The sequence below is a fragment of the Erysipelothrix tonsillarum DSM 14972 genome (assembly GCF_000373785.1).
GTDB lineage: Bacteria > Bacillota_I > Bacilli_A > Erysipelotrichales > Erysipelotrichaceae > Erysipelothrix > Erysipelothrix tonsillarum.
This window is the reverse complement of the sequence record NZ_KB892377.1, coordinates 184,218-207,095: the sequence shown is the minus strand read 5'-3', so window position 1 is coordinate 207,095 and position 22,878 is coordinate 184,218. Positions and strand designations below refer to the sequence as shown.

Genomic DNA, 22,878 nt, shown 5'->3' with positions numbered 1-22,878 from the left:
CGAGGTATAATTATGACTGATAAAGGAACTGGCGATAAAATTGTTGGGAAAGCAAAAGAAGTAGTTGGTGAAGTAACCGGTGATGATAAAACTAAAGCTGAAGGATTATTAGATCAAGCAGTTGGGAAATCAAAGGAAATTGCTTCAGATGCTAAAGAGAAAACAGAAGATATCGCTGAAGAACTGAAAGAAAAATCTGAAGATGTGCTGGATGATCTTAAAGAAAAATCAGAACACATCGCAGAGGATGTTAAAAAGACATCCAAAAATGTAGTTGATAGCATTAAGGAAAAATTCAAGAAATAAGTCTAAAAGAGCACCCATAACCGCATGGGTGTTTTTTTATCTTAAAATTGTTTTAAATTACATTAAGAATCTCTCAAGTTTGTCGTATTATAAACTTTCATTTGGTATCGTTATATCTGTAAAGATACGCCTCTTTCTCCATACTATGTCAAACATTATTTACTCATGGTTTTTGGATCTTTACAATTAGCCCGGTACAAACTAGTGTATCGGGCTTTTCTATGATAATATAAATTCATATTAGGGGGATGTCACAATGAATTCATCATTTTTCAATCGTCATAAATTGGGTTTGTTCCTTTTGGGGCTCATTATCGGTAAGCTATTAAACATGCTACCACCTTCACTTAATTTTATTAATGCGCTGCTTTTTTGGGGAGTAATCTTATATGGGATTTATTGGGTTTACAGCGCAATACGTTTTAATAAAGCCATGAAAGACTATCGCAGTAAAAATTAGCGTGTTATACACGTTTTTTTATTGCCTGAAGGCATTATGTTATCTTACGTGATTTTCATATAGTAATAATTCAAAATGGTATAATACTTTTAGGTGATACTATGGAAAGTACAAGACAAGCATTACAACGCCGTGGTTATTTGGATCTTACAACGGTTACATATTATGCCAACTTAAGTGATGATGCCTTGCTCGAACAACTTCAAGCTGAGAATGCGCATGATCGCACCGCAGCAGTCCATGTAGGTGCACGACGCTGGAATTATGAACCTTGGTTCGTGGATTTGCTTTTAAAACAACTGGTACACGAAGAGGCACTCTATACGCGACTTGAAATTTGTCGTGTTTTAGAAGATGGCAATAATGATGTCGCTGCTGCCATGATTCCTTACTTGGGAACCATTGGACGTAATCAACATCAAAGTGTCCCAGCAACTATTAGTCGCAAGACGTCTTACCCCCTGCCTCGAGATCTCATCGCACGCACGTTAGGTAATATGAATGCTTCCATCCTCTACACGATGATTGACCATTTGGATTCCTTAAATCGGCAACAGTTAAGTGAAATGATAGATGCTTATGGATATTTGATATCAAAGCATCCGCATCTCGCCACTGAGGCCCATTTAAAAATCATTTCATACATCTTATCTGAACATGATGGTGATGAATTGATTATTTGGAAGTGCATGCAATGCCTCTCCGCTTTCCCTCTAGACAATGCATTAAAATTGCTACAAACTTATGCTTCAAAAGTGAAGCACCCAACGACTTTATTAGAAATAAACCGCAGTATAGCACTTATATCAAAACAAAGAGAAGTTATTTAACTTCTCTTTGTTTTGTATATGGTTCAAGTTGAAAAAATAAATTATGTATTGCAGTATACTGTTCCATTCGCTGAATTCCAAAATAGATACCCGCTTCACTTGTATCTTCCATAACATCTTGAAAAATTGAAACATCAGGGTGCTGTTTTCGTTCATGTGCCATTGCCTTAAGAAACCACCCCTTAATACGCGAAGGACTTGAGGGCTGATAAACAATTTTAACCATCTCATCCCGTAATACTTCAAAATCATCGTCCTCTTGTTGCGCTAAGCGTCGCCCTAAAGACCGCGCTTGATGGTCATGAATCTCCTGACACAAAAATTTTACCGCATACCAGAGATTGTAAACCTCTTCCCAAGTATTTAATGGTGCTGCTGCGATGAAATCAAGCGTACGGGCACGTCGAACAACATCCCACGATGCTAATGGTGATAAGACCATTTCGGGAGATACTGTAATGGAATCATCTGGAAGGTGCGTGACCCATTCAAATCGTTCTCGTTCTTGATTCAAAATATCATTGGGTACAACATCTTTAGTTAAGAGCATTTTTACTTTCATATGCATCCTTTCAAAAGAAAAGAAACCCTTCGGTTTCTATCCTGCAAATATCGCAAGCACTCCCATGGTGTTCCATAGCATGTGTAAATACATAGCAGCTTTGATATTATTCGTCTTTTCGTAGATATAAGCGAAGAATAAACCCATTCCTGCATAGATAATGAGATTAAGCATCATAATCCACTCTCCCGTTACCATTTCAGTTGTTAAGTGCATTAAACCAAAAAGCAATGAACTAACTGCATACGCGGCAAAACGGTTCTTATTAATCAGTTTTCTAAAAATTAAGCCACGAAAAAGCAGTTCTTCTTTAATTGGTCCCGCAATCACGGCAAAGACAAAATACATGGGAAAACCAATCCCCTTCATCGCAATCAATGACTCTTGATTAATGGGTTGACTGGATCCGCCGAGTGATTCAATCAGCATCGCCACAAGAGGACTCACGATGAAGTTTGCGAGAATCATTATTAAAAACAAAAAACCAACCTTACGCGCTGTTTGCAACTTCGTGAAACGTTTAGGGAATACCATCACCTCTTTAATTAACGGTAAATTCGCCCAAATTAAAATCACAGTCGTAATAAGCATGATCATAATAGGGGTAAATGCTGTCATATTAAAATCTTGCGTCATTTGCATTTCCATATAAACACCCACAAAAGCATCCGAAATGTTAGCAATAATTAAGAGTGCAAACAAACTAAAGAAGAGTCGCTTCCCCTTCATCGGCGATTCAACATCACGAATTCCTTCCGCCCGCGGTATATCCTCATACTTCATTTCATAATTTTCATAATCTACAGTCATACTTCCTCCTCGAATTCTTTTCTCAATTATACATTAATTTTAAACTTGTATTTGATACTTCATGAAATTATCATACATGAAGTATCTAAAAAAATGCACCTTAGGTGCATTTAAAATACCTGAAAGGAACATTCGGATGATAATTCAACATCATCAAAATCTCCCAATAATGTTTTACACGTCGCAATCATTTCTGTAGCATATCCATTCCCTCGAAACGCCTCTTCAACATAAATTGTTTGAAGCCGTCCGTGGTGACCATTATAGGGATCTTTTTGAATATGTGCAAACCCCGCCGGAAATCCACAATCGTATTTGATAACAAATAGATCCTGCTCTGAATTAAGCTGGGATTTGATGATTGCATGACGATGCTCGTAAGAACAATCTGTTTCGCACATAATGCTTAAATAGACCAGTTCTTCAATCTGCTCTTGGGTACCAAGACATATCATTACGACATCCTCCATAAATCTATCTTATCGCATTCATGGACTCATGTCATGAAAATTTTATGAGCGTTCAGTACATACGCGCTCAAGACTGTTAACACCATAACGCGGAGCATTCATAATGTCAATTATTTCAGCCATATTATTAAAAAAATAATCATTTTGATTGACTGGATGCTATACTTATAACAGTTAAACGAGGTATAATCATGAATTCTTTAAATCTTAAGCAAGAAAATAGTCGTCTTGCCTTTCTTTTTTCTTTTATTTCCGGCTATATTGATGTGCTAGGAATTTTAGCCATTGGAGGTGTATTTCTCTCATTTATGAGCGGGAACTCGACACGGCTGGGCATACATATCGTCTATCACGAATGGGGTGAAGTCTTAAAATACGTTTTAGTTCTCTCTACCTTTGTCTTAGGATCATTTATCGGCAACATGGTTTGTGTTGGTTCTCACCTACAAACCATCAAACGTATTTTAATTTTAGATATTTTAGGCTTATCTCTTGCTCTCATTTTGCAATACACGCCACTTGAACCATGGAGTTTTCCTGTCTTAAGTTTTGCGATGGGCATTCAAAATAAAGCGCAAGTTGAGGTGAACAATGCAACAATCGGGAAAGGCTTTATGACTGGTGTTCTTTATGGTATCGGTGAAGCATTGGCACGTCGGGTTCGAAACGAAACAACATGGCACGAAGTGTCCGCACTGCTTATGACGTGGTTGCTGTTCTTTTTAGGTTCTGTAGTCTCTACAATGATCTTGTGTGTCACCAATGCCAGCATTGCCCTATTGATCATAATCATCATCCTATTTATAATCTATTTTGGTTTTAAATTTTACCATACTAACTAAAACAAAGAGCCATTAGGCTCTTTGTTTTAGTTTAATACTTTGTGCGGGTCAAGAACATGTATTACAAATCCTTGATCAGTAGCATCTATTTCCAAGATACTATCATCAACAACATCTTTTTCAATCAATAGATATGCAATTTGGGTTTCAATTTCTCGTTGAATAAAACGTTTCATTGGACGAGCACCATACGTTACATCGCTACCTTCAGCTACAATTCGATCAATTGCACCATCAGTAACTTTTAATTTAAGGTTTCGTCGCCCTATACGGACTGCCAGTTCATCAATAAACTTACGCGCAACATCATGAAGTACTGCGTCGGTAAGAGCGTTGAATACAATGATTTCATCAATACGATTAATGAACTCAGGTTTAAAGTGCGCTTGAACTGCCTGCATATAGTGATTATCACGCGTTGTTTGATCCGGTTCAAATGCAAATTGGCTACCAAGATTGGATGTCATAATAATAATTGTATTTTTAAAATCGACTGTAACACCTTTGCTATCCGTTATACGTCCATCATCAAGAATTTGGAGCAATACATTAAATACATCTGGGTGTGCTTTTTCAATCTCATCTAAAAGGACAATTGAATAAGGATGACGACGCACTTGTTCTGTTAGTTGTCCACCTTGTTCATATCCAACATATCCTGGAGGCGCTCCAATGAGGCGCGATACGCTGTGTTTTTCCATATATTCACTCATATCGATACGAATGATTCGATTCTTATCATCAAATAATTGTTGAGCAAGAACACGAGCGACTTCAGTTTTACCAACACCGGTAGGCCCTAGGAACATAAATGATCCCAGCGGTCTGTTCTCATCTTGAATTTGTGCTTTTGAACGTAATATAGCATCAGTTACAGTCTGTAGGGCTTTATCTTGACCCTTTACATAAATTTCCAGTTCTTGTTTAAGGTTTAGAAGTTTTTCACGTTCAGAGGCCACCAATTTGGTGACATCAATCTGGGTCCAACGCGATACAATTTCAGCTATTAGTTCTTCGTCAACCACTTCCTGAATCATCCCACCGGATTTTTCAGTTTCATTTGCTTCTTGAATTTCACGCTCAAGGGCTGGGATGGTTTCATATTGAAGGCGCGCAGCTTCCTCATAACGTGCTTCATTTTGTGCTTTTTCAAAGTCTAATCGTGCACGTTCTAGGGCTTCTTTAGCACCCTTTACACCATCGACTTGAGCTTTTTCTTTTTCCCATCGAGCATAGAGATCTTGATAAGTTTCTTTGAGATTGCTGAGTTCTTCAACAATTTCATCACGGCGTTCAAGCGTTTTCGTATCCGTTTCTTTTTTCAATGCTGCTTCTTCAATTTCAAGTTGACGGATTTTACGTGTCAATTCATCCAATTCTTCCGGCATGGATTCCATTTCAACCCGAATCGATGCACAAGCTTCGTCAATAAGGTCAATGGCCTTATCAGGCAAGAAACGATCTGTAATATAACGATCTGATAATTTTGCTGAAGCAACAATGGACTCATCAAGAATCTTAACCCCGTGATGGGACTCAAAACGATCCTTTAATCCACGAAGAATAGAAATGGTATCTTCGACCGTAGGCTCATTCACTGTAACACGTTGGAAGCGACGTTCTAAGGCTGCATCCTTTTCGATGTGTTGTCGATACTCATTGTAAGTTGTTGCACCAATGAGATGTAATTCCCCACGAGCAAGCATCGGTTTTAGTAAGTTTGCGGCATCCATCGAACCCTCAGTTTTACCAGCACCTACGAGGTTGTGGATTTCGTCAATAAAGAGAATGATATTGCCATCTGCTTGTTCAACTTCTTCTAAAACAGCTTTGAGTCGTTCTTCGAATTCCCCGCGATATTTCGCACCGGCAATTAAGGATCCCATATCTAATTCGATGAGTTGTTTGTTTTTTAGACTAAAAGGTACATCACCGCGCATAATACGCCAAGCTAGCCCTTCAGCAATTGCGGTTTTCCCAACGCCCGGTTCACCAATGAGAATTGGATTATTCTTCGTCTTTCGCGATAAGATTTGAATAACACGTCGGATTTCTTCATCACGACCGATAATGGGATCAACTTTACCATCACGGACATCTTTAACAAGGTCCCGACCATATTTAAGCAACGCATCAATTTGGTTTTCTGCCTGTGGTGAATCCATCGTTCGACCCGAACGATGACTTAAAATTGACGCTTCGATTTTCTTGAAATCTGCGAGCGTTTTATAAGACGCGTCACTTTCTAAAATTCCTAAAAAGAGCGCAAACAATGAGATATAGGTATCGCCTTGTTTCGAAGACCATGCTTGTGCTTTTGCAAATACATTGGTAATATCTTGGCTCATGGTTAATTGAGCACCTTGTACCTTAGGAAGTTTGTTTAGCGCTTGGTCCGCCGCGGACAAAAGAGCTTCTTTGTTTGTACCGGTTTCATCCAAGATAAGATCTAAATCCCCCGAATTTAGTACTGCCTTCATTAAATGAGATGCAGATACTGCATTGTTTTGCATTTGGGTTGCATAATTTACAGCTTCCATTAAAGCTGCCTGTGCTTTTTCAGTTAAATTTTCGTAGTTCATGCAATTCACCTCCGTTTTAGCAATTGACTACCGAGAGTGCTAATATATCGTTTAAAGAAAAGTGACGTGTGTCACTTGAACGCTTTTTTAAAGCGGTCAAAGACACTATCACCTTTTACTTCTGTTTCTTTTAATGCTTCTAAATGTTCACGTTGTTGACGTGATAATTTAGTTGGAACTTCCAGTTTAACTTCAACATATTGGTCACCCATACGTCCTGAACGTAGGTCTTTAACACCCTTGTCACGAAGTCTAAACTTGGTATTTGGTTGCGTTCCTGCAGGTATGGTCAACGTTACATCACCATGAACTGTCGGAACTTCAATTTCTGTACCTAATGTAGCATCAATTACTGATAATGGAATATTGATGTGAATATCATTGCCTTCACGTCTAAAGTGTTTATGTGTGCCAACAACAATCTCAATAAAGAGATCTCCGTTTGGACCACCATTTGCACCACGTTCTCCCTTACCAGATACGCGTAATTGTTGACCTGTAACAATTCCTGCTGGAATTTTAATATCAACTTCAACACGTTTAGTGTTGTAACCTTTACCGTGGCATTCCCCACAGCGTTTTTTAATCGTCTTACCGGTACCACCACAGTCTGGACATGCTGCTTGTGATTGAAATACACCAAAAGGTGTGCGTTGTTGTGTCACCGTTTGACCGGTACCACCACAACGCGAACATGTCTTGATATCATCTTTACTATGTGCTCCAGATCCATGACACGATGTACACTCTTCATCTACATTCAATGTCACCGATTTATTTGCCCCGAACACAGCTTCCATAAAGTCAATTCGCATACTCATGAAGCGATCTTGACCCTTCATCGGACCATTTGGATTACGACGTTGACCGCCGCCTCCACCGCCGAAGAACGAACTAAAGATATCTCCGAAATCATCAAATCCACCGCTGAAGCCGCCTCCAAATCCGCCTGCGCCTTGATCAAATGCGGCATGGCCAAATTGATCATAGTTCGCGCGTTTTTGAGAATCACTTAGGACTTCATAGGCTTCTTGCACTTCTTTAAACTTAGCCTCAGCACCATCCTCTTTATTAATATCAGGATGGTACTTTTTAGCTAGTTGGCGATAGGCTTTCTTAATTTCTGCATCTGTGGCAGATTTACTTACTCCAAGTATTTCATAAAAATCTCTTTTATCTGCCATATCTACCTCCGAAAGTTATTAAACTAGTTTTTTTCTTCAAATTCAGCATCAACTACTGTTTCATCATTTGATGAAGCTTCAGCTTCAGGTTGAGCTGCTTGTTGTTCATACATTGCTTGAGACATTGCTTGAGCTGCTTGTTCTAATTGATCAAGTTTTTCTTTTAATGTGTCAAAGTCGTTGTTATCCATTGCAGCTTGTAATTCATCACGCAATTTTGTAACTTCTTCTTTTTGTGCATCATCCACAGGTGAATCTTCACTTGCCAATGACTCATCAATTTGATGAATAAATTGTTCTGCACGGTTCTTAAGTTCTGCTTCTTCTTTGAGACGTAAATCTTCTGAAGCATTTTCTTCTGCTTCACGAACCATACGTTCGATTTCATCATCACTTAATCCTGAACTATTTGAAATTGTAATTGATTGTTTTTTATTTGTGCCTTTATCCATTGCAGATACGTTTACAATACCGTTAACGTCAATGTCGAAAGTAACTTCGATTTGAGGAATGCCTCGTTTAGCAGGTGCAATACCATCAAGTTTAAATAATCCTAATGATTTATTGTCCTTAGCCATTGGACGTTCTCCTTGTAAAACATTAATATCTACAGCGGGTTGGTTATCTGCTGCTGTTGAGAACACTTGTGATTTTGAAGTAGGAATGGTCGTGTTACGTTCGATAAGAACCGTCATCACGCCACCCATTGTTTCAATACCGAGTGATAATGGTGTAACGTCTAGAAGTAGTACGTCTTTAACATCTCCAGAAATAACACCACCTTGAATTGCTGCACCCATTGCAACAACTTCGTCAGGGTTTACAGATTTATTTGGTTCTTTACCAAGTTCGCTCTTAACAGCTTCAACAACTGCAGGAATACGTGTTGATCCACCTACAAGTAACACTTGGTGAATATCATTTTTGGTAAGACCAGCATCTTTAAGTGCTTGACGAACAGGAATCATTGTACGTTCAACAAGACTCTTTGTCATTTCTTCAAACTTAGCACGTGATAATGTTGTTTCCAAGTGTAATGGTCCATTTGCACCTGCTGAGATAAATGGTAATGAAATTGAAGCGTTAACAGTTGAAGATAAATCTTTCTTCGCTTTTTCTGCTGCTTCTTTCAAACGTTGCATTGCCATTTTGTCTGATGATAAATCGATGCCGTTTTCTTTCTTGAAGATATCTACAAGATAATCTACAACGATGTGGTCAAAGTCATCCCCACCAAGTTTATTATCCCCAGCTGTTGATAATACTTCGAAAGTACAATCTGCTAATTCAAGAATGGAAACGTCAAAGGTACCACCACCAAGGTCAAATACTAAGACTTTTTCTTCTTTATCTGTCTTGTCAATTCCAAATGCAAGTGCTGCTGCAGTTGGTTCGTTAATAATACGTTCTACTTCTAATCCTGCAATTTTACCTGCGTCTTTTGTAGCTTGACGTTGTGCATCATTGAAATATGCAGGTACCGTAATAACCGCTTTGGTTACTTTTTCACCTAAGTAGTCTTCAGCATAACTCTTCATATAACCCAAAATCATTGCGGAAATTTCTTCTGGTGTGTAATCTTTTCCTTCAAGATTTACTTTTTCACCTGTACCGATTAAACGTTTCACAGAAACTGCTGAGTTAGGGTTTGTCACAACTTGACGTTTAGCCGCATCCCCCACGATACGTTCACCATTTTTAAAACTTACTACAGAAGGTGTTGTACGATTTCCTTCTGGGTTTGTAATTACTTTTGCTTCTCCACCGTCCATTACAGAAACAGCTGAGTTTGTTGTTCCTAAGTCGATACCAATAACTTTACTCATAATATATATCCTCCTATTGACTTACTTTTACTAAACTCGCACGTAGAATGCGATCTTTTAACATATAACCTTTTTGGAATTCTTCAATAACAATATTTGGTTGGACACCCTCTTTTTCCTCTGTCATCATCGCTTGATGAATATTTGGATCAAAAGGTTGGTCCAAGGCGATAATCGGTTCTACCCCTTCAGCTTTTAAAGACGCCATCAATTGATCATAAATCATTTGAACACCATCTCGTAATGCTTCATCGGTTGTTTCCTGCTTTAACGCACGTTCCAAATTATCTAACACTGGCAATACATCTGCTGCAAACCCTTGAATCCGGTATTTGCGCAATTGATCATGTTCGCGTTGCAGACGTTTTTTTAAGTTTTCTGTGTCTGCTAACATTTTAAAATAATCGTTTTTTAATGTTTCAATTTCTTTTCGTAAGGCTTCATTTTCCAGTGCGGCTTCATCTGTAACAGATGCTTCCTCCACTGAATCTAAAGTTTCTGTTTTATCACCGTCTGTCGGTTCAACGATTGTTTCAACCTCTTCAGATTGATTCATTTCATTTACTTCTTCAGCGGTCTTATTCGTTTTGCTCATCATTGCCACCTTTCCCATACACTGTTTCGATCATCTCCGAAACGTAATCCATCAATGATACTACTCTGCTGTACTCCATTCGGCTCGGTCCTACAATCATCAACTTATGTTCATGATTATCCAGGAGATTAAACGAACTGGATACAACGGCCATATCATCGACCCAAACAATTTCACTTTGATCCCCTTTTTTCAGGGTTAAGTGTTCTTGTCCCGCGGATAAGTCACGCCACATTTGGCTGTTTTCAAGCATATCCATCATTTCACGAAGTTTCTCTATGTTTGAGAATTCGGGCTGGTACAACATATTCCGTTCACCGCTTAAATATACTTCGTCTTGGGCAAACTTGATAAATGCTCCCACAAATGCCTCAAATAATACTTCATATTTTTCAATACGTTTTGATAAAATCGGTCGTAAACTTTCCATTTTATCAACAACTTCTGATAACGCCGTACCTTTTAAACGTTCATTTAAAATTGAGGTACAGGCTTCAAGGTCGTTAACATCGACTTTACTATCAAAGTTAAAGATACGATGCTCTGCATGCCCTGACTCTGTTACAAATACGGCCATTGCATTTAAATCACTCAGCGGAATTAATTGAACACTCTTAAGTGTTTCATTCATAGCACTAGGTCCTAATACAACGGTTGTAAGATTCGTCATTTGTGATAATATGTCACAACTTTGTCGAATTGCTTCATCAATACCGAGTCGTCGATCTGAGAAGATTTGAGCAATTGCGGTTTCAATCCCGTAGTTCTCTTCTTCATCCATTAGGTGCTCAACATAGAATCGATATCCTTTTGTTGAAGGGATACGTCCACTTGATGTGTGTGTCTTTTCTAAGAGCCCTATTTTTTCTAAATCTGACATCTCATTTCGTATTGTCGCAGACGAGTATGATAAGTTATATTTATCTATCAACGTCTTCGAACCAACCGGTTCAGCAGTGTTAATAAACTCTTTAACAATCGCCTTAAATATCTCTATTTTCCTTGGCGTTAACATGTTTATCTCGCCTCCTAAACACTCTATTCCTTGTGTCTAGTATTATTCTACACTACGTTTTTAGCACTGTCAACCTTTAAGTGCTAAAAAATAAAAAAGGACATTAAATGTCCTTCGAATAATAACGTACCTTGCTGATTCCATAATCCTTGACCGCATCAAGACGAAATCCACCGATGATTTCAGGTAACGGATAATTCTTATCCGTTTCACAAATAATCAAGCTCGTCTCCGTAACAAGGCCTCGTTCAATCACACGTTGAATAATTGCTTCAGTATGTTCATACCGATAAGGTGGGTCTAAAAATACAAAATCAAAGGAACCTTCCACCGTATCCAGTAACTTCATCGAGTCCCCTTTTTTTAGAGTGACACAGGATTCTATATTAAATGTTTTAATGTTTTCACGAATTACATTAAAGGCACGCGAATCTTTTTCAAATACAACCGCAGTTTCAATCCCACGACTTATTGATTCGATCGCCATCGCCCCTGAGCCTCCGAAGACATCAAGCATACGACCTTCATTAAAGAAAGGTCCAATACGATTAAAAATTGCTGCCCGCACTTTATCCGTGGTTGGGCGTGTCGTATCACCTTTTAATGTTTTAATGGGACGTGACCCATAAGTACCAGCTACAACTCTCATTATACTACCTCAGTTAATCGCTTTAAATTTTCTTTCCGTTTCATTTCTTCACGCTTAATGCGTAATTGTGCTTTTCTTTTTTCATTAATAATCCCCATCTCATAACGAGAAATTATATTTTGTGTTAAACCGATTGCTATCATAATTGCCATACGACTGGATCCACCTTTAGAAATAAAGAGTAATGGAACACCCGTCAAAGGAATTAAGGCAGTAATTCCACCAATATTAAAGATAAAGTGAATCATAATATAAGCAACGGTTCCCATAAGTATGACCTTATCAGATTCTTTCTTTGCTTTAAAAGCATATTTCACCAATTGGTAGAGTGTGGTTCCATAACCGATCAAAATTACCGAGAACCCAATCATCCCTAATTCTTCAATCGTAACGGCTAAAATAAAGTCAGTATGAGCTTCTGGGAGATAACCGTATTTAATCAAACTATTCCCGTACCCTTTTCCAAAAAGACCGCCTTTAAACATAGCAACCATCCCATTAAAGATTTGGTATCCACTTCCATATCGATCTAGGAAAGGATTCGATGAGGTTTTAAAACGACTGATCATATAAGGTGGAATGTTTAATTTTTCAATAAGACTAATTCCGAATGACGAATCCAAAAATACGAGTCCTGCGATTCCAATTACCGCTAGACCAAACATCCATTTTTGAAGACGCGTTAATTTATCATGAGACGGTATCAGCACACAGATGTAAGCAATACCTATGATTACAACGGCCGATCCCAAGTCGTGTTGTGCCTTCACTACAAATAAAAAGATTGCAATAATGATGATAAACGGTTTTTTGATTAAATCAAAGGTGCTTGCGTTTGTTCGCTTATTTCGATCTGCAAGAAACGTTGCAATGGTCAGAATACCGAATATTTTCGCAAACTCACTTGGTTGAATTGTCATAACCTTTAGGTTAATCCAGGCTTTCGCACCGTTAACAGATGGGAATATTAAGGTAATTCCCAACATCGCAACCATAACCAGTAAAAACTTTCCATAATTCTTTTTAAAATAATTTAAAGAGAAACGTCGTGCGACCATAACCATCATAATATAGGATACAATCACAAAAATGAGCTCCTTAACCCCGACAGAAATTAATGACTTCGGCGTACTCCCCGACGTCATGCTTCCCGAGATAACCATAAGGACCCCAAAGATATTCAAAATTAATGCTGCTGCATGGATTGGGCGACTATAGCCCATTGGCATTTTCAGTGATATTTTTCTTTTCTTCATGGCTTTATTCTATCATAGATAAAATGAAAAATAAGCGAAAGCCTTTCAAAAAGAGTAAAAATACGATAAACTATGCTTAAAGAGTTTGAATAGACCCACATATAATTCATACTTAAATATTATAATATAATAGAACTATATTATTTATTTTTATCATGGAATAGAGGAATTTAAATGCACGATATAAATATGGACACGATTGTCCTAGACCCAAACCCAGTTCTGCGTACAAAATGCGAACCGGTGTCTTTTCCTTTGGAGGAAGAAGACCGTACTACACTTGAAAATATGTTGCAATACGTTCGGGATTCACGTGATCCTGATCTAGCTGAAAAGTATAATTTGCAACCTGCAAACGGTATTGCTGCACCACAAATTGGTGTCGCAAAACAAATGACGGCACTTGTTGTTGATATTGAAGATAAACACGGTAATGTAAAAACTGTCGAGTATGCTTTGATAAATCCCAAGATTGTTTCCAATTCTGTGAAGCAATGTGCACTGAGTTACGGTGAAGGATGTCTCTCGATACGCGAAGAATATCCTGGACTGGTTCGAAGAAGTCAACGCATCAAAGTTTTGGCTTATGATCTTATTTCAGATCAACGTGTCGAAATTGTCGCTAAAGACATTCTTGCAATCGTTTTACAACATGAAATTGACCACTTAAATGGTGTGCTTTTTTACGATCATATCGATAAAAACAATCCATGGGTGGCAGAAAAAGGACTTAAAATCATAGAATAGGAGATTATATGGACGAAAAAAATATGAAATTAAGAAAAACCGATACCCTAGTCTATGCTTTAGGTGGCTTGGGCGAAGTCGGTAAAAATATGTACTGTATTGAACATGATGATGAAATTATCATCATTGACTGCGGGGTTATGTTCCCTGAAGAAAACTTATTAGGTGTTGATTATGTTATTCAAGACTACGCACACTTAATTCGTAATCAAAAAAAGGTTAAAGCACTTGTAATTACTCATGGTCACGAAGACCATATTGGTGGGATTCCTTTCTTATTACAAAAGGTAAATGTTCCCCAAATTTATGCACCGCAATTTGCGAAAGCACAAATCGAACGTAAATTAGAAGAACGTAAAATTAGAACAAAACATAAAATTCAGGAAATCGATTCAAAATCAACAATCAAAACAAAACATTTTGTTATTGGATTCTTTAATGTTGTTCACTCGATTCCAGATGCATTAGGTGTCCTTGTAAATACACCAAATGGTCGTATCGTATCAACAGGAGACTTTAAATTCGATTTAACCCCTGTTGGTACAAACCCGGATTATCAAATCATGTCTTATATGGGCGAAATTGGTGTAACACTTCTTATGAGTGATTCTACCAATGCTGAAGTAAGCGGATTTTCTATTAGTGAAAAAGAAGTAGGACGTGAAATTCGTCGTATCTTTAATAAAACCGAAGGGCGAATTATTATCGCAACCTTTGCATCGAATGTGTATCGTGTTCAACAAATTATTGAAGCTGCAATTGCTGACGGTCGCAAGATCGCAATCTTTGGTCGCTCAATGGATAATGTTGTTGGCATCGCACGAAAACTGGGCCATATCGATGCAGCAGATAAACATTTTGTTAATGCCCATCAACTGAATAAGTTACCTGCAGATCAATCTTGCATTATCTGTACGGGAAGCCAAGGTGAACCCTTAGCGGCTCTTAGCCGTATTGCAAACGGTACGCACCGTCAAATTAGCATTATGCCCGGTGACACGGTGGTATTCTCATCCAGTCCAATCCCTGGAAATGCTACCAGTGTTTCGCATGTTGTCAACCAATTAACACGTGCAGGTGCTAACGTTCTTACAAACTCCCCACTGAATTCAATTCATACTACGGGACATGCTTCAAAAGAAGAACAAACCTTAATGCTTCAATTAATTAAACCAAAATTCTTCATGCCAATGCATGGGGAATACAAAATGCTTAAAGCGCATCGACAAACTGCAATTGAGACTGGTGTTGATCCAGAAAAAATTTATATTTGCTCAAATGGAGATGTGGTTGCCTTACGTGACGGCGTTGCCTTCATGAGTGATACACGAATTCAAGCCGACGATATCTACGTAGATGGAAATGATTCCAGCGGTCTATCAACTGCTGTTCTTAAAGATCGTAAAATCCTCTCTGATAGCGGACTTGTTTCCGTAGTTGTAACCATTGATTCACGTCAAAATAAAATTCTTTGTAAACCGACCATTGTAACACGTGGTTTCGTATTTATTAAAGAAAACCAAACATTGCTTAAAGAAGCAGAACTTGTTGTTTATGAAGCACTTAAAAAACGAATGACCAAAAAGGTAACTTTTGGTGAAATTAAAAATACAATTCGTGGTTCTTTAGAACCCTTCTTATATAAACATACTCAACGTAACCCACTTGTAATTCCGGTTATTTTGAATCAAAAAGCAGCAATGGCACCGGCAAAAGTTGAAAATAAAAAAGACAACACTGTCGACAAAGATGTGAAACCAGCAAAAAAAGCTAAAAATAACAAAAACAATTCAAACAAGCCAAAACAGGCACCCAAACAACCAAAGGATGCAAATAAACCCAAAACACCAAAAGTGCCAAAAGCACCTAAAGCGTCAAAAAAACCTCAGCCTACTAAAGCATGAGTAAAAAACGTTTAGCGGTTTTACTGGGCATGATCGCAATTGTGTCAACTTTAATTTATTTTGAAATGACACGATTTGCACCCCAGCGGGTTAAATTGCGTATTGAAACGGTGGAATCAACACGCATTCCGGCATCCTTTAATAACTTATCAATCGGTTATCTTTCAGACGTATACAGTCATGAGGAAAACCTTGACAAGGCATTAGTTGAACTGGAAACATTTAAACCAGATATGATTGTTTTTGGTGGAAATCTGTTTAAAGCAGCTCCGTCTGAGAAAGAACAAGCTGCAATGGTAGAGAAATTAAGCAAACTGGATGCAAAACTGGGCAAATATGCAGTTCTTGGTGAAAACGATATTCGTAAAGCCAATGAAGTGACACAAACCGTTTTAACTCAAAGTGGCTTTAAACTCATTTCTAACACAACTATTGATGTTCATAATTTTAGTGAAGAGTCCATTCAACTTGTTGGTATCGATGCTAATAATGACATCAATAAGGAAACCGAGTTTCCTTATCCAACGACATCCGAGGAAATCTACAACATTACCGTTGCCAACAACCCCGATAACGTTAAGGAATTCGGAAATACGCAAGTTGATTTAATGCTCTCGGGAAAAACGATGGGTGGATACATTCGCTTACCCCTTATTGGTTCGATTACAGAATCATCCGATTATATCAATAAACGTCAAACGATTGATGAAACAACCTTACTCATCTCATCCGGTGTTGGTCTAAAAGAACCAGAAATGCGTCTTTTATCCAATCCTGATGTCATGATTGTTATTTTAAAAAGCCCTAATGCATAGGGCTTTTTTTGGAGGTCTTATGAATCATAAAGAACAATCTCATTTGTGGATGAAACAATTTTTAAATCCTGAAGCGACGGTCGTAGACATGACCTGTGGCAACGGTTATGATACGAAGTTTCTTGCTGAACATGCAGGTCATGTCTATGCGATCGACATTCAAGAAGCCGCTATCCTTAATACTAAAACACTTACTCAATCGGCCACAAATATTACATATATTCACGCTGACCACAGTACAGTTGATTTCAAAACAAAAGCACCGTTAACCGGTGCCATTTATAATCTTGGATATTTGCCTCGCAGTGATAAAAGCGTTATTACAGAAGCACATAGTACCGTTAAATCGTTACAGAACATTATCCCCTATTTAACTGACTTTCTAGTTATCGCATGTTACTTAAAGCATGAAGGTGGATATGATGAGTATTTAGCGGTACAAGCTTATATCAAATCATTAGGTGTTCCCTTTGAAATCTTAGAATATGAAACGCCACTTAGTCCGGTAACTTACCTTGTTGATCTACGAGCAAACGCATCATCATGCGCTCACGTGCATAAATCAATTCGTTAACACCTTCCTGTGGTAACATTAGGCATTCCAACCATTGCTCTGGAAACTTCCATGTAATGCCATTAAATAATTCTGTTTCAAGACGTGTTCGTGCAAAATGCGTCTTTTTTGTTGCATAACAAATAAAATAATTTTGCACTGTTGTGCGATGGAGGAGATGGTATTCATCAACAACACTTCCTAAATAATTTCCGACGACAACTTCAAGGCCCAATTCTTCTTGAATTTCACGATGAATAGCTTGTTCCATCGATTCTCCTGGTTCAATTCCACCACCCGGAGATTCATAATGATTACGTTCACCAAAAATATCATGACCCTTAATATGAATCATGGCACATTGCCCTTGTGGATTCATCACAAAACAACGAACTGCATTTCGAACGTGCTGAATCGGTGCATACGGATATTGATTATCTTTAAAATAATTTAAAATCATAAGAAGCCTCCTAAAATAATTATAACACGAAAAAAAAGACGCACGCTGCGCCTTTCAATGAAGTTGTTGAATCACACAAATATCTTGGGTGGGGGGGTAAAGAATATTTGGTGTTCAACCGGTCATCACTGACCATGTACAATAATACGCTTTTGGTCATTTATTGTCAAGGATAAAACAAAAAAATAAAATTTTATTTAAATTAACTTTGGTAACAAAATAACAAGTGTCTATATAATGCATTAAAAGAGGGTTTCCCCTCTTTTTCACTTATTATTATGACGGCTCAATATGAGTCCTAATAGAAGCATCATCACACCTATAAATGGGAGTCTTGTGGAAAGACCGGTTACAGGTAAAGATGTCTCCAATTCCGCAACGTTTTTCGTTGTGGAATAAACGGTTTCTGACTTTGACGCTTCGATTTTTTTTGCATTCAATTCGTCTTCAGCGATGAGGCGATCTCGGTACTTACCCGCCACTTCATCTTTCGAAGCGTTTTCCACGGACTGTGGAAGTGTAACCCCTACTTGGGTATCTTCAATTGGATCTTCGCTTATTTTGACTACTAATTGGGTCCATGCCTGTTCTAGCTTTTCCAATGCTACATCTACTTCATCTTGTGAGACGGGTTTAGGAAGTAAAAGACTGCGGAATTGTTGCCCGTTTATGCGCATCAAAATCGCCTCTGCTTGTACGATAGCACACTCAAGGTCATTAATGCTTGATTCTGTATAATGTGTTGTATCAAGTGCATGTGCTTGTTCGACAAGCTCTGACAATTTATCGACTTGATCGTGATTCAAAGGAATTGGTTTTAAGGTCATCAATGTATTCACCATCAAATCAGTCATGGCATCAATAGTATTTTGCGATGCAGTATAATCACTACGCAAAAGCTTCGCTGCCTCGACATGGGCTTGAAGGGTTTTAATGGAATCTTGATGATATCGTTTTGTTTCCACAGTATCATATGTTGCCATCAATGCATCAAAGGCTTCCCAATCTTGAGGCGTATGAATGAACTCAAGAAGTGTTAATGCATGTCTTAAGTTATCAGTTGCATCATCTATGTCTTGTTGGTTTGCTTCGTCAAGAGCTGCGATTGTCTTCGCATGTTTATGTGCATCGTGTAGTCGGATTAGACTTGACTCCGTATACAAGTCAAATTCAACTGCATCCGCCTGTTGAATAAGTTCCTCTAGAGCGCCCGTATTACGACTATATTTTAAATTTTCGATAGCTATCTGCAATGCTTGAACCAAGCCATCCACTCGCTCTTGGTCAATGATTGTGTTGTGCGAAGTTTCAATATTTTCTAGTACATCCTTCAAATCCATCATGCTCGCTTCCGTATATAAGTCCGAATCCAGTGCCTTTGCTTTCGAAATCAAGGCTTCAAGTTTCGCAAAATTAAGTTTCATTTGAAGCATACTGTGGGCTTTCTCTAGCTTATCATGCATCACATTCAAATCAGACTCATCTGCGTTCTCTGTTTGAAGCAATGCTTTCGCATCATGTAGTATTGCTTCAAAATAAGCAATTGTTGACTCCGTATACAACGCTCTATCAAGTGTTTCCATCTGCTCTATTAATCCTTGAAGTTTTAAATAACCAGCATTCATTTTATATTCAAGCCCATCGATGCCATGGATAAATTCATCAAGAATTGTTTTATAATCATGATCTAAAGCAGTATCCGAATCTAGTACCGCTTGGACTTTGGTAACCACTTGATCTACTTCCTCTAGCGTTTCATTTGTATAGATATTACGATCCAAACGCTTAAAAGATGACAGCTTTTCGGTAAGGTTAATATAATGAATGGATTGGTTAAGCACTACCTGAACGTTATTATTCTCAGAATCTTGGTCCACTTCAAATGTATAATCAAACTTATTATCACGATAGCCATGGGGTAATGTTGTAATGATAAAGTGATATGAACCTATAGGTAAATCCAGTTTAAACCCTTTAAGCGGTGTTTCTCCCGTCTCAATTACCGTACCCATTGCATCTTTAATTACGAATGGAACAACCATTTTTTGATCACTATCATCCTTTACAAAAATGGTTGTGGACCCTATGGACTCCTTCGGAATTTGATATTGAAAACTGTTCTTAAAGCTTTCTTCTGAAAACTCCGGTTGGATTGTGTAATAAATGGTAGCGTCATACGCTTTAAAATCAAAGTCTTCTACTACGACGTGTCCGATTTTTTCATTTTTAATTGATTTAAAGGGTTTTGAATCACCCAAGTTATGATAGAGATGGATGGTTGTTTTTCCCGGTACATGTTTGAAGGTAAGGGTTCCAATGCCACTGCTCTGTGGCTTGGCTTGAACTTGACTTAGGAGTAAGTTATTGGGTCTTGGGAATGCATCCGTTTCAAACATTTGCCATTCGTAAATACGCACAGCTTGCCAAGGCGATGCCCCTGCATGATCAATTTTTAATTTCCACTTTTGAGCGGTGATTGGTTGATCCAATAAGACATCCGTCACAGCGTCCTGATTATTTCGAATTTCTTTTGCCAATACCCACTCACCGTCATCATTTTGGTAATGTAGTGAAAAGTTAATCGTATTCATATCCTTCGCTTCACCACCATATTCAGCATGTTCAACACGCCAACGTTTGATGGTTTTAGGTTCACTCAGTTTTATATCCATATAACCGTTACCGCGAGGTGAGGAGGCCCATTTACTGTTCCCTTGGGCTGTACCATCCAACGCTTTCGAGGCCGGTTCAGCATCATTTTGATGACTGACTGCAGTAACTTCAGCATTCAACGCAACATTTATAGGCGTATCAATTTCAACGACTTCACTTCGATTTAAAGAAACACCCCAGCTAAAACGTGCATCCGCAGGAGTCCCACGTTTCCCGTCTTTATTTACGGCTTTAACTCGAATAATACTTGTGTTATCTTCAAAAGCATTCGCGTCATCGCGCGTTATACGGTCTGCATAAAACTCAGTATGCACGCTCGTGCCTAATAAGACCTCTTGGTCGTCTTGATTCACTTGATAGACCTCATAGTAGATAGCGCCCTCACGTGCGTCCCATGAAGCTCTAAACTGCCCTTTGCGTGCATCTGATAAGAGTTGTTCGTTGATTATAATGTTTTCTGGGCCTTGTATCAACGGAGCAACAACCGTACGCACATTTAGATGGCCTAAATTCACTTTAAAGGGTCCATCCGTCTTACTTTCAACTTGAAGACTGAATGCATAAATCATTTTTCCTGCATACTCACCCAAATCAACTGTTGAACAAACCCACCCGTCTTGATCAGAGGTTATTGTGAAAGGTGTTAGGGGGTTATCTTTATAGTTCTCTTCAAAAGATACACCCAGACTCAAAGTAGTATTTGGTGTTGTCTTCGTCACAACATCAATCTTAGTTGAATCAAGCACATTCAATCGCGTACTGAAGAGCATGAGTTCGTTTTTATCTCCTGCTTTAAAATCACCTTCTAATTTTAGAGCGTTACCACCATTGTAAGCATCATCAAAGTCATATGCCACATCAATACGAGACTGATTTCGGTTGAGATCTTTAATCCAATAACGCCAGGTCGGCATGATATCTTGAATGGCGCGATTGTGCCATTCACCATCGCGGGTTACAACACCCTCACTAAACCATTTTCGACCATGGCCCGAATTAAAACTTGTTTGAAACTCAGTCCCCGTTATCACTGATTTATCGACCACGTAGCGAGACATTCCTTTCCAACTTGCGGAATCATCCGCTAAAGTTGGATCCCCTTGTGGTCCGGTATAGAGAATGTTTTCATGTTTATGAAAATCTTCAGGGTTACGAGCAAGCCCCATCGTTGAATTTGATGCATATAAGGCAATAGATGACAAGATCCGTTTATCTTCACCAACCAATGTACGTGTATCAATATTGGTCATATGGGAACGTTGTTGGATTTCAAATCCGGTATAAGCCGAAAAAGGATCACGTCCTATCATTTTTAAATAATCTGCAGTTCCTTGGACACGATTTTGCCAATTATAATTGATGAAAAACTCATCAACCCCATAGTCATCATCATGATCAAATGGTTTCATCCAAAGATCGTTATATTGATTGATTGCATTTTGATGGCTTACATTTCCACTGTTTGCCATCGCATCATACCATGAAATATTGAGCGGATAACCTAACTCTCGCGATTTTTTTCGCATGTACCGCAACATCGCGTTTAGTTGATTGGCCACATGGGAATTTGACCCATAGGTTTCTTGATTGAAAAAGTAACCATCAAAACCAAAGTACTGTGCGACTTCAATCATCTTGTCGGCAGCCGGGAAAGAACCATCATCATTCTGTTGTATCATCGCTTCAAGCTCTTTTAATGAGTCAGGCTGCCCACTCCCCCAAGGAAATCCAAGGGTCGCATAAACGGGAACACCGTTTTTATGGGCTGCATCCACGATATCTGGAGAAGGTAATGCGAAAATTCCTTCATCCGTTCCTGCCCAATATATTAAGGAATCAATGTATTGCCAGTTATCAAAAGCATAGATATTGAAATCACTGCCCCCTGTAGATGGCGAGCTATCATGATTTGCATTGATAATAGCTGCATTCGTAATGCGTGCATCTGGATGCGCAAGTTCATTAATTTGGTATCCTTTAAAGCGATTTTGATTCAAAGGAATGGTAGAACGATTAATGCTAGCATATGGATCCCTGTCAGGTGTCCATTTCATCAACGTTTCTAAACGAAACGCTGGAGAAATTGGTTGCAGTGATAAACCCTCGTGATAGGCTTCGTTCACCTCATCCGTTCCATCACCCGTTACCAATGCATGGGATGGTATTACAAAAAAAGGTAATAATAACGAAAAACTCGTGACAACCGATACCGTTACCTTACAAAACGCTTTAAAACTATGATTTATTTTCATAAATATCCCTTTTCATAGGATGCATGCGTCTATCAAGTAAACGCTTACACTTCTATGTTATTTTGAAATGTGTTTTCGAACAAGTCA

Annotated in this window: 20 protein-coding genes; 8 read left to right on the top strand and 12 right to left on the bottom strand. The window is 38.4% G+C overall.

Features of this window, described 5'->3' with window-relative positions:
* The first annotated feature begins 12 nt into the window (after window positions 1-12).
* From B096_RS09785 to B096_RS0100955, 3 genes are all read left to right on the top strand, one after another.
* Complete coding sequence (locus B096_RS09785) at window positions 13-306, top strand: CsbD family protein (protein ID WP_018578912.1); 294 nt, start codon at window positions 13-15, stop codon at window positions 304-306.
* 256 nt (window positions 307-562) lie between these two features.
* Window positions 563-766 carry a hypothetical protein gene (locus B096_RS0100960; protein ID WP_018578911.1) on the top strand — a complete coding sequence of 68 codons (204 nt, stop codon included), beginning with the start codon at window positions 563-565 and terminating at the stop codon, window positions 764-766.
* Window positions 767-867: 101 nt separating this feature from the next.
* Window positions 868-1,596 (top strand): hypothetical protein, encoded by a 729-nt coding sequence (locus B096_RS0100955; RefSeq protein ID WP_018578910.1) that lies wholly within the window; start codon window positions 868-870, stop codon window positions 1,594-1,596.
* Here the strand turns inward: B096_RS0100955 and B096_RS0100950 are convergent.
* The 3 genes from B096_RS0100950 to B096_RS0100940 all read right to left on the bottom strand — a co-directional run bounded on the left by B096_RS0100950 (window position 1,589) and on the right by B096_RS0100940 (window position 3,438).
* Window positions 1,589-2,158, bottom strand: a complete 570-nt coding sequence (locus B096_RS0100950; RefSeq protein ID WP_018578909.1) for a hypothetical protein — start codon at window positions 2,156-2,158, stop codon at window positions 1,589-1,591. The two genes, B096_RS0100955 and B096_RS0100950, sit on opposite strands and share 8 nt — an antisense overlap.
* A 36-nt stretch (window positions 2,159-2,194) precedes the next feature.
* On the bottom strand, window positions 2,195-2,968 hold the full coding sequence (locus B096_RS0100945) for a CPBP family intramembrane glutamic endopeptidase (protein ID WP_018578908.1): 774 nt from the start codon (window positions 2,966-2,968) through the stop codon (window positions 2,195-2,197).
* Between the two features lie 110 nt (window positions 2,969-3,078).
* A complete protein-coding gene (locus B096_RS0100940; protein ID WP_156813083.1) occupies window positions 3,079-3,438 on the bottom strand; it encodes a GNAT family N-acetyltransferase in 360 nt (119 codons plus the stop codon).
* 191 nt (window positions 3,439-3,629) lie between these two features.
* On the opposite strand from B096_RS0100940, the gene B096_RS0100935 reads away from it, so the two are divergent.
* Complete coding sequence (locus B096_RS0100935) at window positions 3,630-4,280, top strand: YoaK family protein (protein ID WP_018578906.1); 651 nt, start codon at window positions 3,630-3,632, stop codon at window positions 4,278-4,280.
* 26 nt (window positions 4,281-4,306) lie between these two features.
* Here B096_RS0100935 and B096_RS0100930 read toward each other — a convergent pair whose 3' ends face one another.
* The 7 genes from B096_RS0100930 to B096_RS0100900 form a co-directional block, all read right to left on the bottom strand.
* Window positions 4,307-6,862 carry an ATP-dependent Clp protease ATP-binding subunit gene (locus tag B096_RS0100930; protein WP_018578905.1) on the bottom strand — a complete coding sequence of 852 codons (2,556 nt, stop codon included), beginning with the start codon at window positions 6,860-6,862 and terminating at the stop codon, window positions 4,307-4,309.
* A gap of 71 nt (window positions 6,863-6,933) precedes the next feature.
* Window positions 6,934-8,046, bottom strand: a complete 1,113-nt coding sequence (gene dnaJ, locus B096_RS0100925) for a molecular chaperone DnaJ (protein ID WP_018578904.1) — start codon at window positions 8,044-8,046, stop codon at window positions 6,934-6,936.
* Window positions 8,047-8,069: 23 nt separating this feature from the next.
* Window positions 8,070-9,872: a molecular chaperone DnaK gene (gene dnaK / locus B096_RS0100920; protein WP_018578903.1), complete on the bottom strand. Its 1,803-nt coding sequence runs from the start codon at window positions 9,870-9,872 to the stop codon at window positions 8,070-8,072.
* 13 nt (window positions 9,873-9,885) lie between these two features.
* On the bottom strand, window positions 9,886-10,467 hold the full coding sequence (gene grpE, locus B096_RS0100915) for a nucleotide exchange factor GrpE (protein WP_018578902.1): 582 nt from the start codon (window positions 10,465-10,467) through the stop codon (window positions 9,886-9,888).
* Entirely contained in the window at window positions 10,451-11,482 is a 1,032-nt protein-coding gene (hrcA, locus tag B096_RS0100910) for a heat-inducible transcriptional repressor HrcA (protein ID WP_018578901.1), read from the bottom strand. Before hrcA ends, grpE begins: the two co-directional genes overlap by 17 nt.
* Before the next feature lie 103 nt (window positions 11,483-11,585).
* The gene (rsmD, locus tag B096_RS0100905) at window positions 11,586-12,131 is read right to left on the bottom strand and encodes a 16S rRNA (guanine(966)-N(2))-methyltransferase RsmD (RefSeq protein WP_018578900.1); all 546 of its coding nucleotides are present in this window, start codon (window positions 12,129-12,131) and stop codon (window positions 11,586-11,588) included.
* Window positions 12,131-13,387: an FtsW/RodA/SpoVE family cell cycle protein gene (locus B096_RS0100900; protein WP_026254078.1), complete on the bottom strand. Its 1,257-nt coding sequence runs from the start codon at window positions 13,385-13,387 to the stop codon at window positions 12,131-12,133. Before B096_RS0100900 ends, rsmD begins: the two co-directional genes overlap by 1 nt.
* Before the next feature lie 174 nt (window positions 13,388-13,561).
* On the opposite strand from B096_RS0100900, the gene def reads away from it, so the two are divergent.
* The 4 genes from def to mnmM are packed head-to-tail and all read left to right on the top strand — an operon-like array spanning window position 13,562 to window position 17,427.
* Window positions 13,562-14,134: a peptide deformylase gene (gene def, locus B096_RS0100895; RefSeq protein ID WP_018578898.1), complete on the top strand. Its 573-nt coding sequence runs from the start codon at window positions 13,562-13,564 to the stop codon at window positions 14,132-14,134.
* An 8-nt stretch (window positions 14,135-14,142) separates the two neighbouring features.
* Window positions 14,143-16,038, top strand: a complete 1,896-nt coding sequence (gene rnjA, locus B096_RS0100890; RefSeq protein WP_018578897.1) for a ribonuclease J1 — start codon at window positions 14,143-14,145, stop codon at window positions 16,036-16,038.
* Window positions 16,035-16,853 carry a metallophosphoesterase gene (locus B096_RS0100885; protein WP_018578896.1) on the top strand — a complete coding sequence of 273 codons (819 nt, stop codon included), beginning with the start codon at window positions 16,035-16,037 and terminating at the stop codon, window positions 16,851-16,853. The genes rnjA and B096_RS0100885 overlap by 4 nt, the downstream gene beginning before the upstream one ends.
* A 19-nt stretch (window positions 16,854-16,872) precedes the next feature.
* A complete protein-coding gene (mnmM, locus tag B096_RS0100880; RefSeq protein ID WP_018578895.1) occupies window positions 16,873-17,427 on the top strand; it encodes a tRNA 5-(aminomethyl)-2-thiouridylate-methyltransferase MnmM in 555 nt (184 codons plus the stop codon).
* Here mnmM and B096_RS0100875 read toward each other — a convergent pair.
* Both B096_RS0100875 and B096_RS0100870 read right to left on the bottom strand, forming a co-directional pair.
* The gene (locus tag B096_RS0100875) at window positions 17,351-17,866 is read right to left on the bottom strand and encodes an NUDIX hydrolase (RefSeq protein ID WP_018578894.1); all 516 of its coding nucleotides are present in this window, start codon (window positions 17,864-17,866) and stop codon (window positions 17,351-17,353) included. The genes mnmM and B096_RS0100875 overlap by 77 nt on opposite strands.
* A gap of 266 nt (window positions 17,867-18,132) precedes the next feature.
* Window positions 18,133-22,791: an endo-beta-N-acetylglucosaminidase gene (locus tag B096_RS0100870; RefSeq protein WP_018578893.1), complete on the bottom strand. Its 4,659-nt coding sequence runs from the start codon at window positions 22,789-22,791 to the stop codon at window positions 18,133-18,135.
* Window positions 22,792-22,878 lie beyond the last annotated feature (87 nt).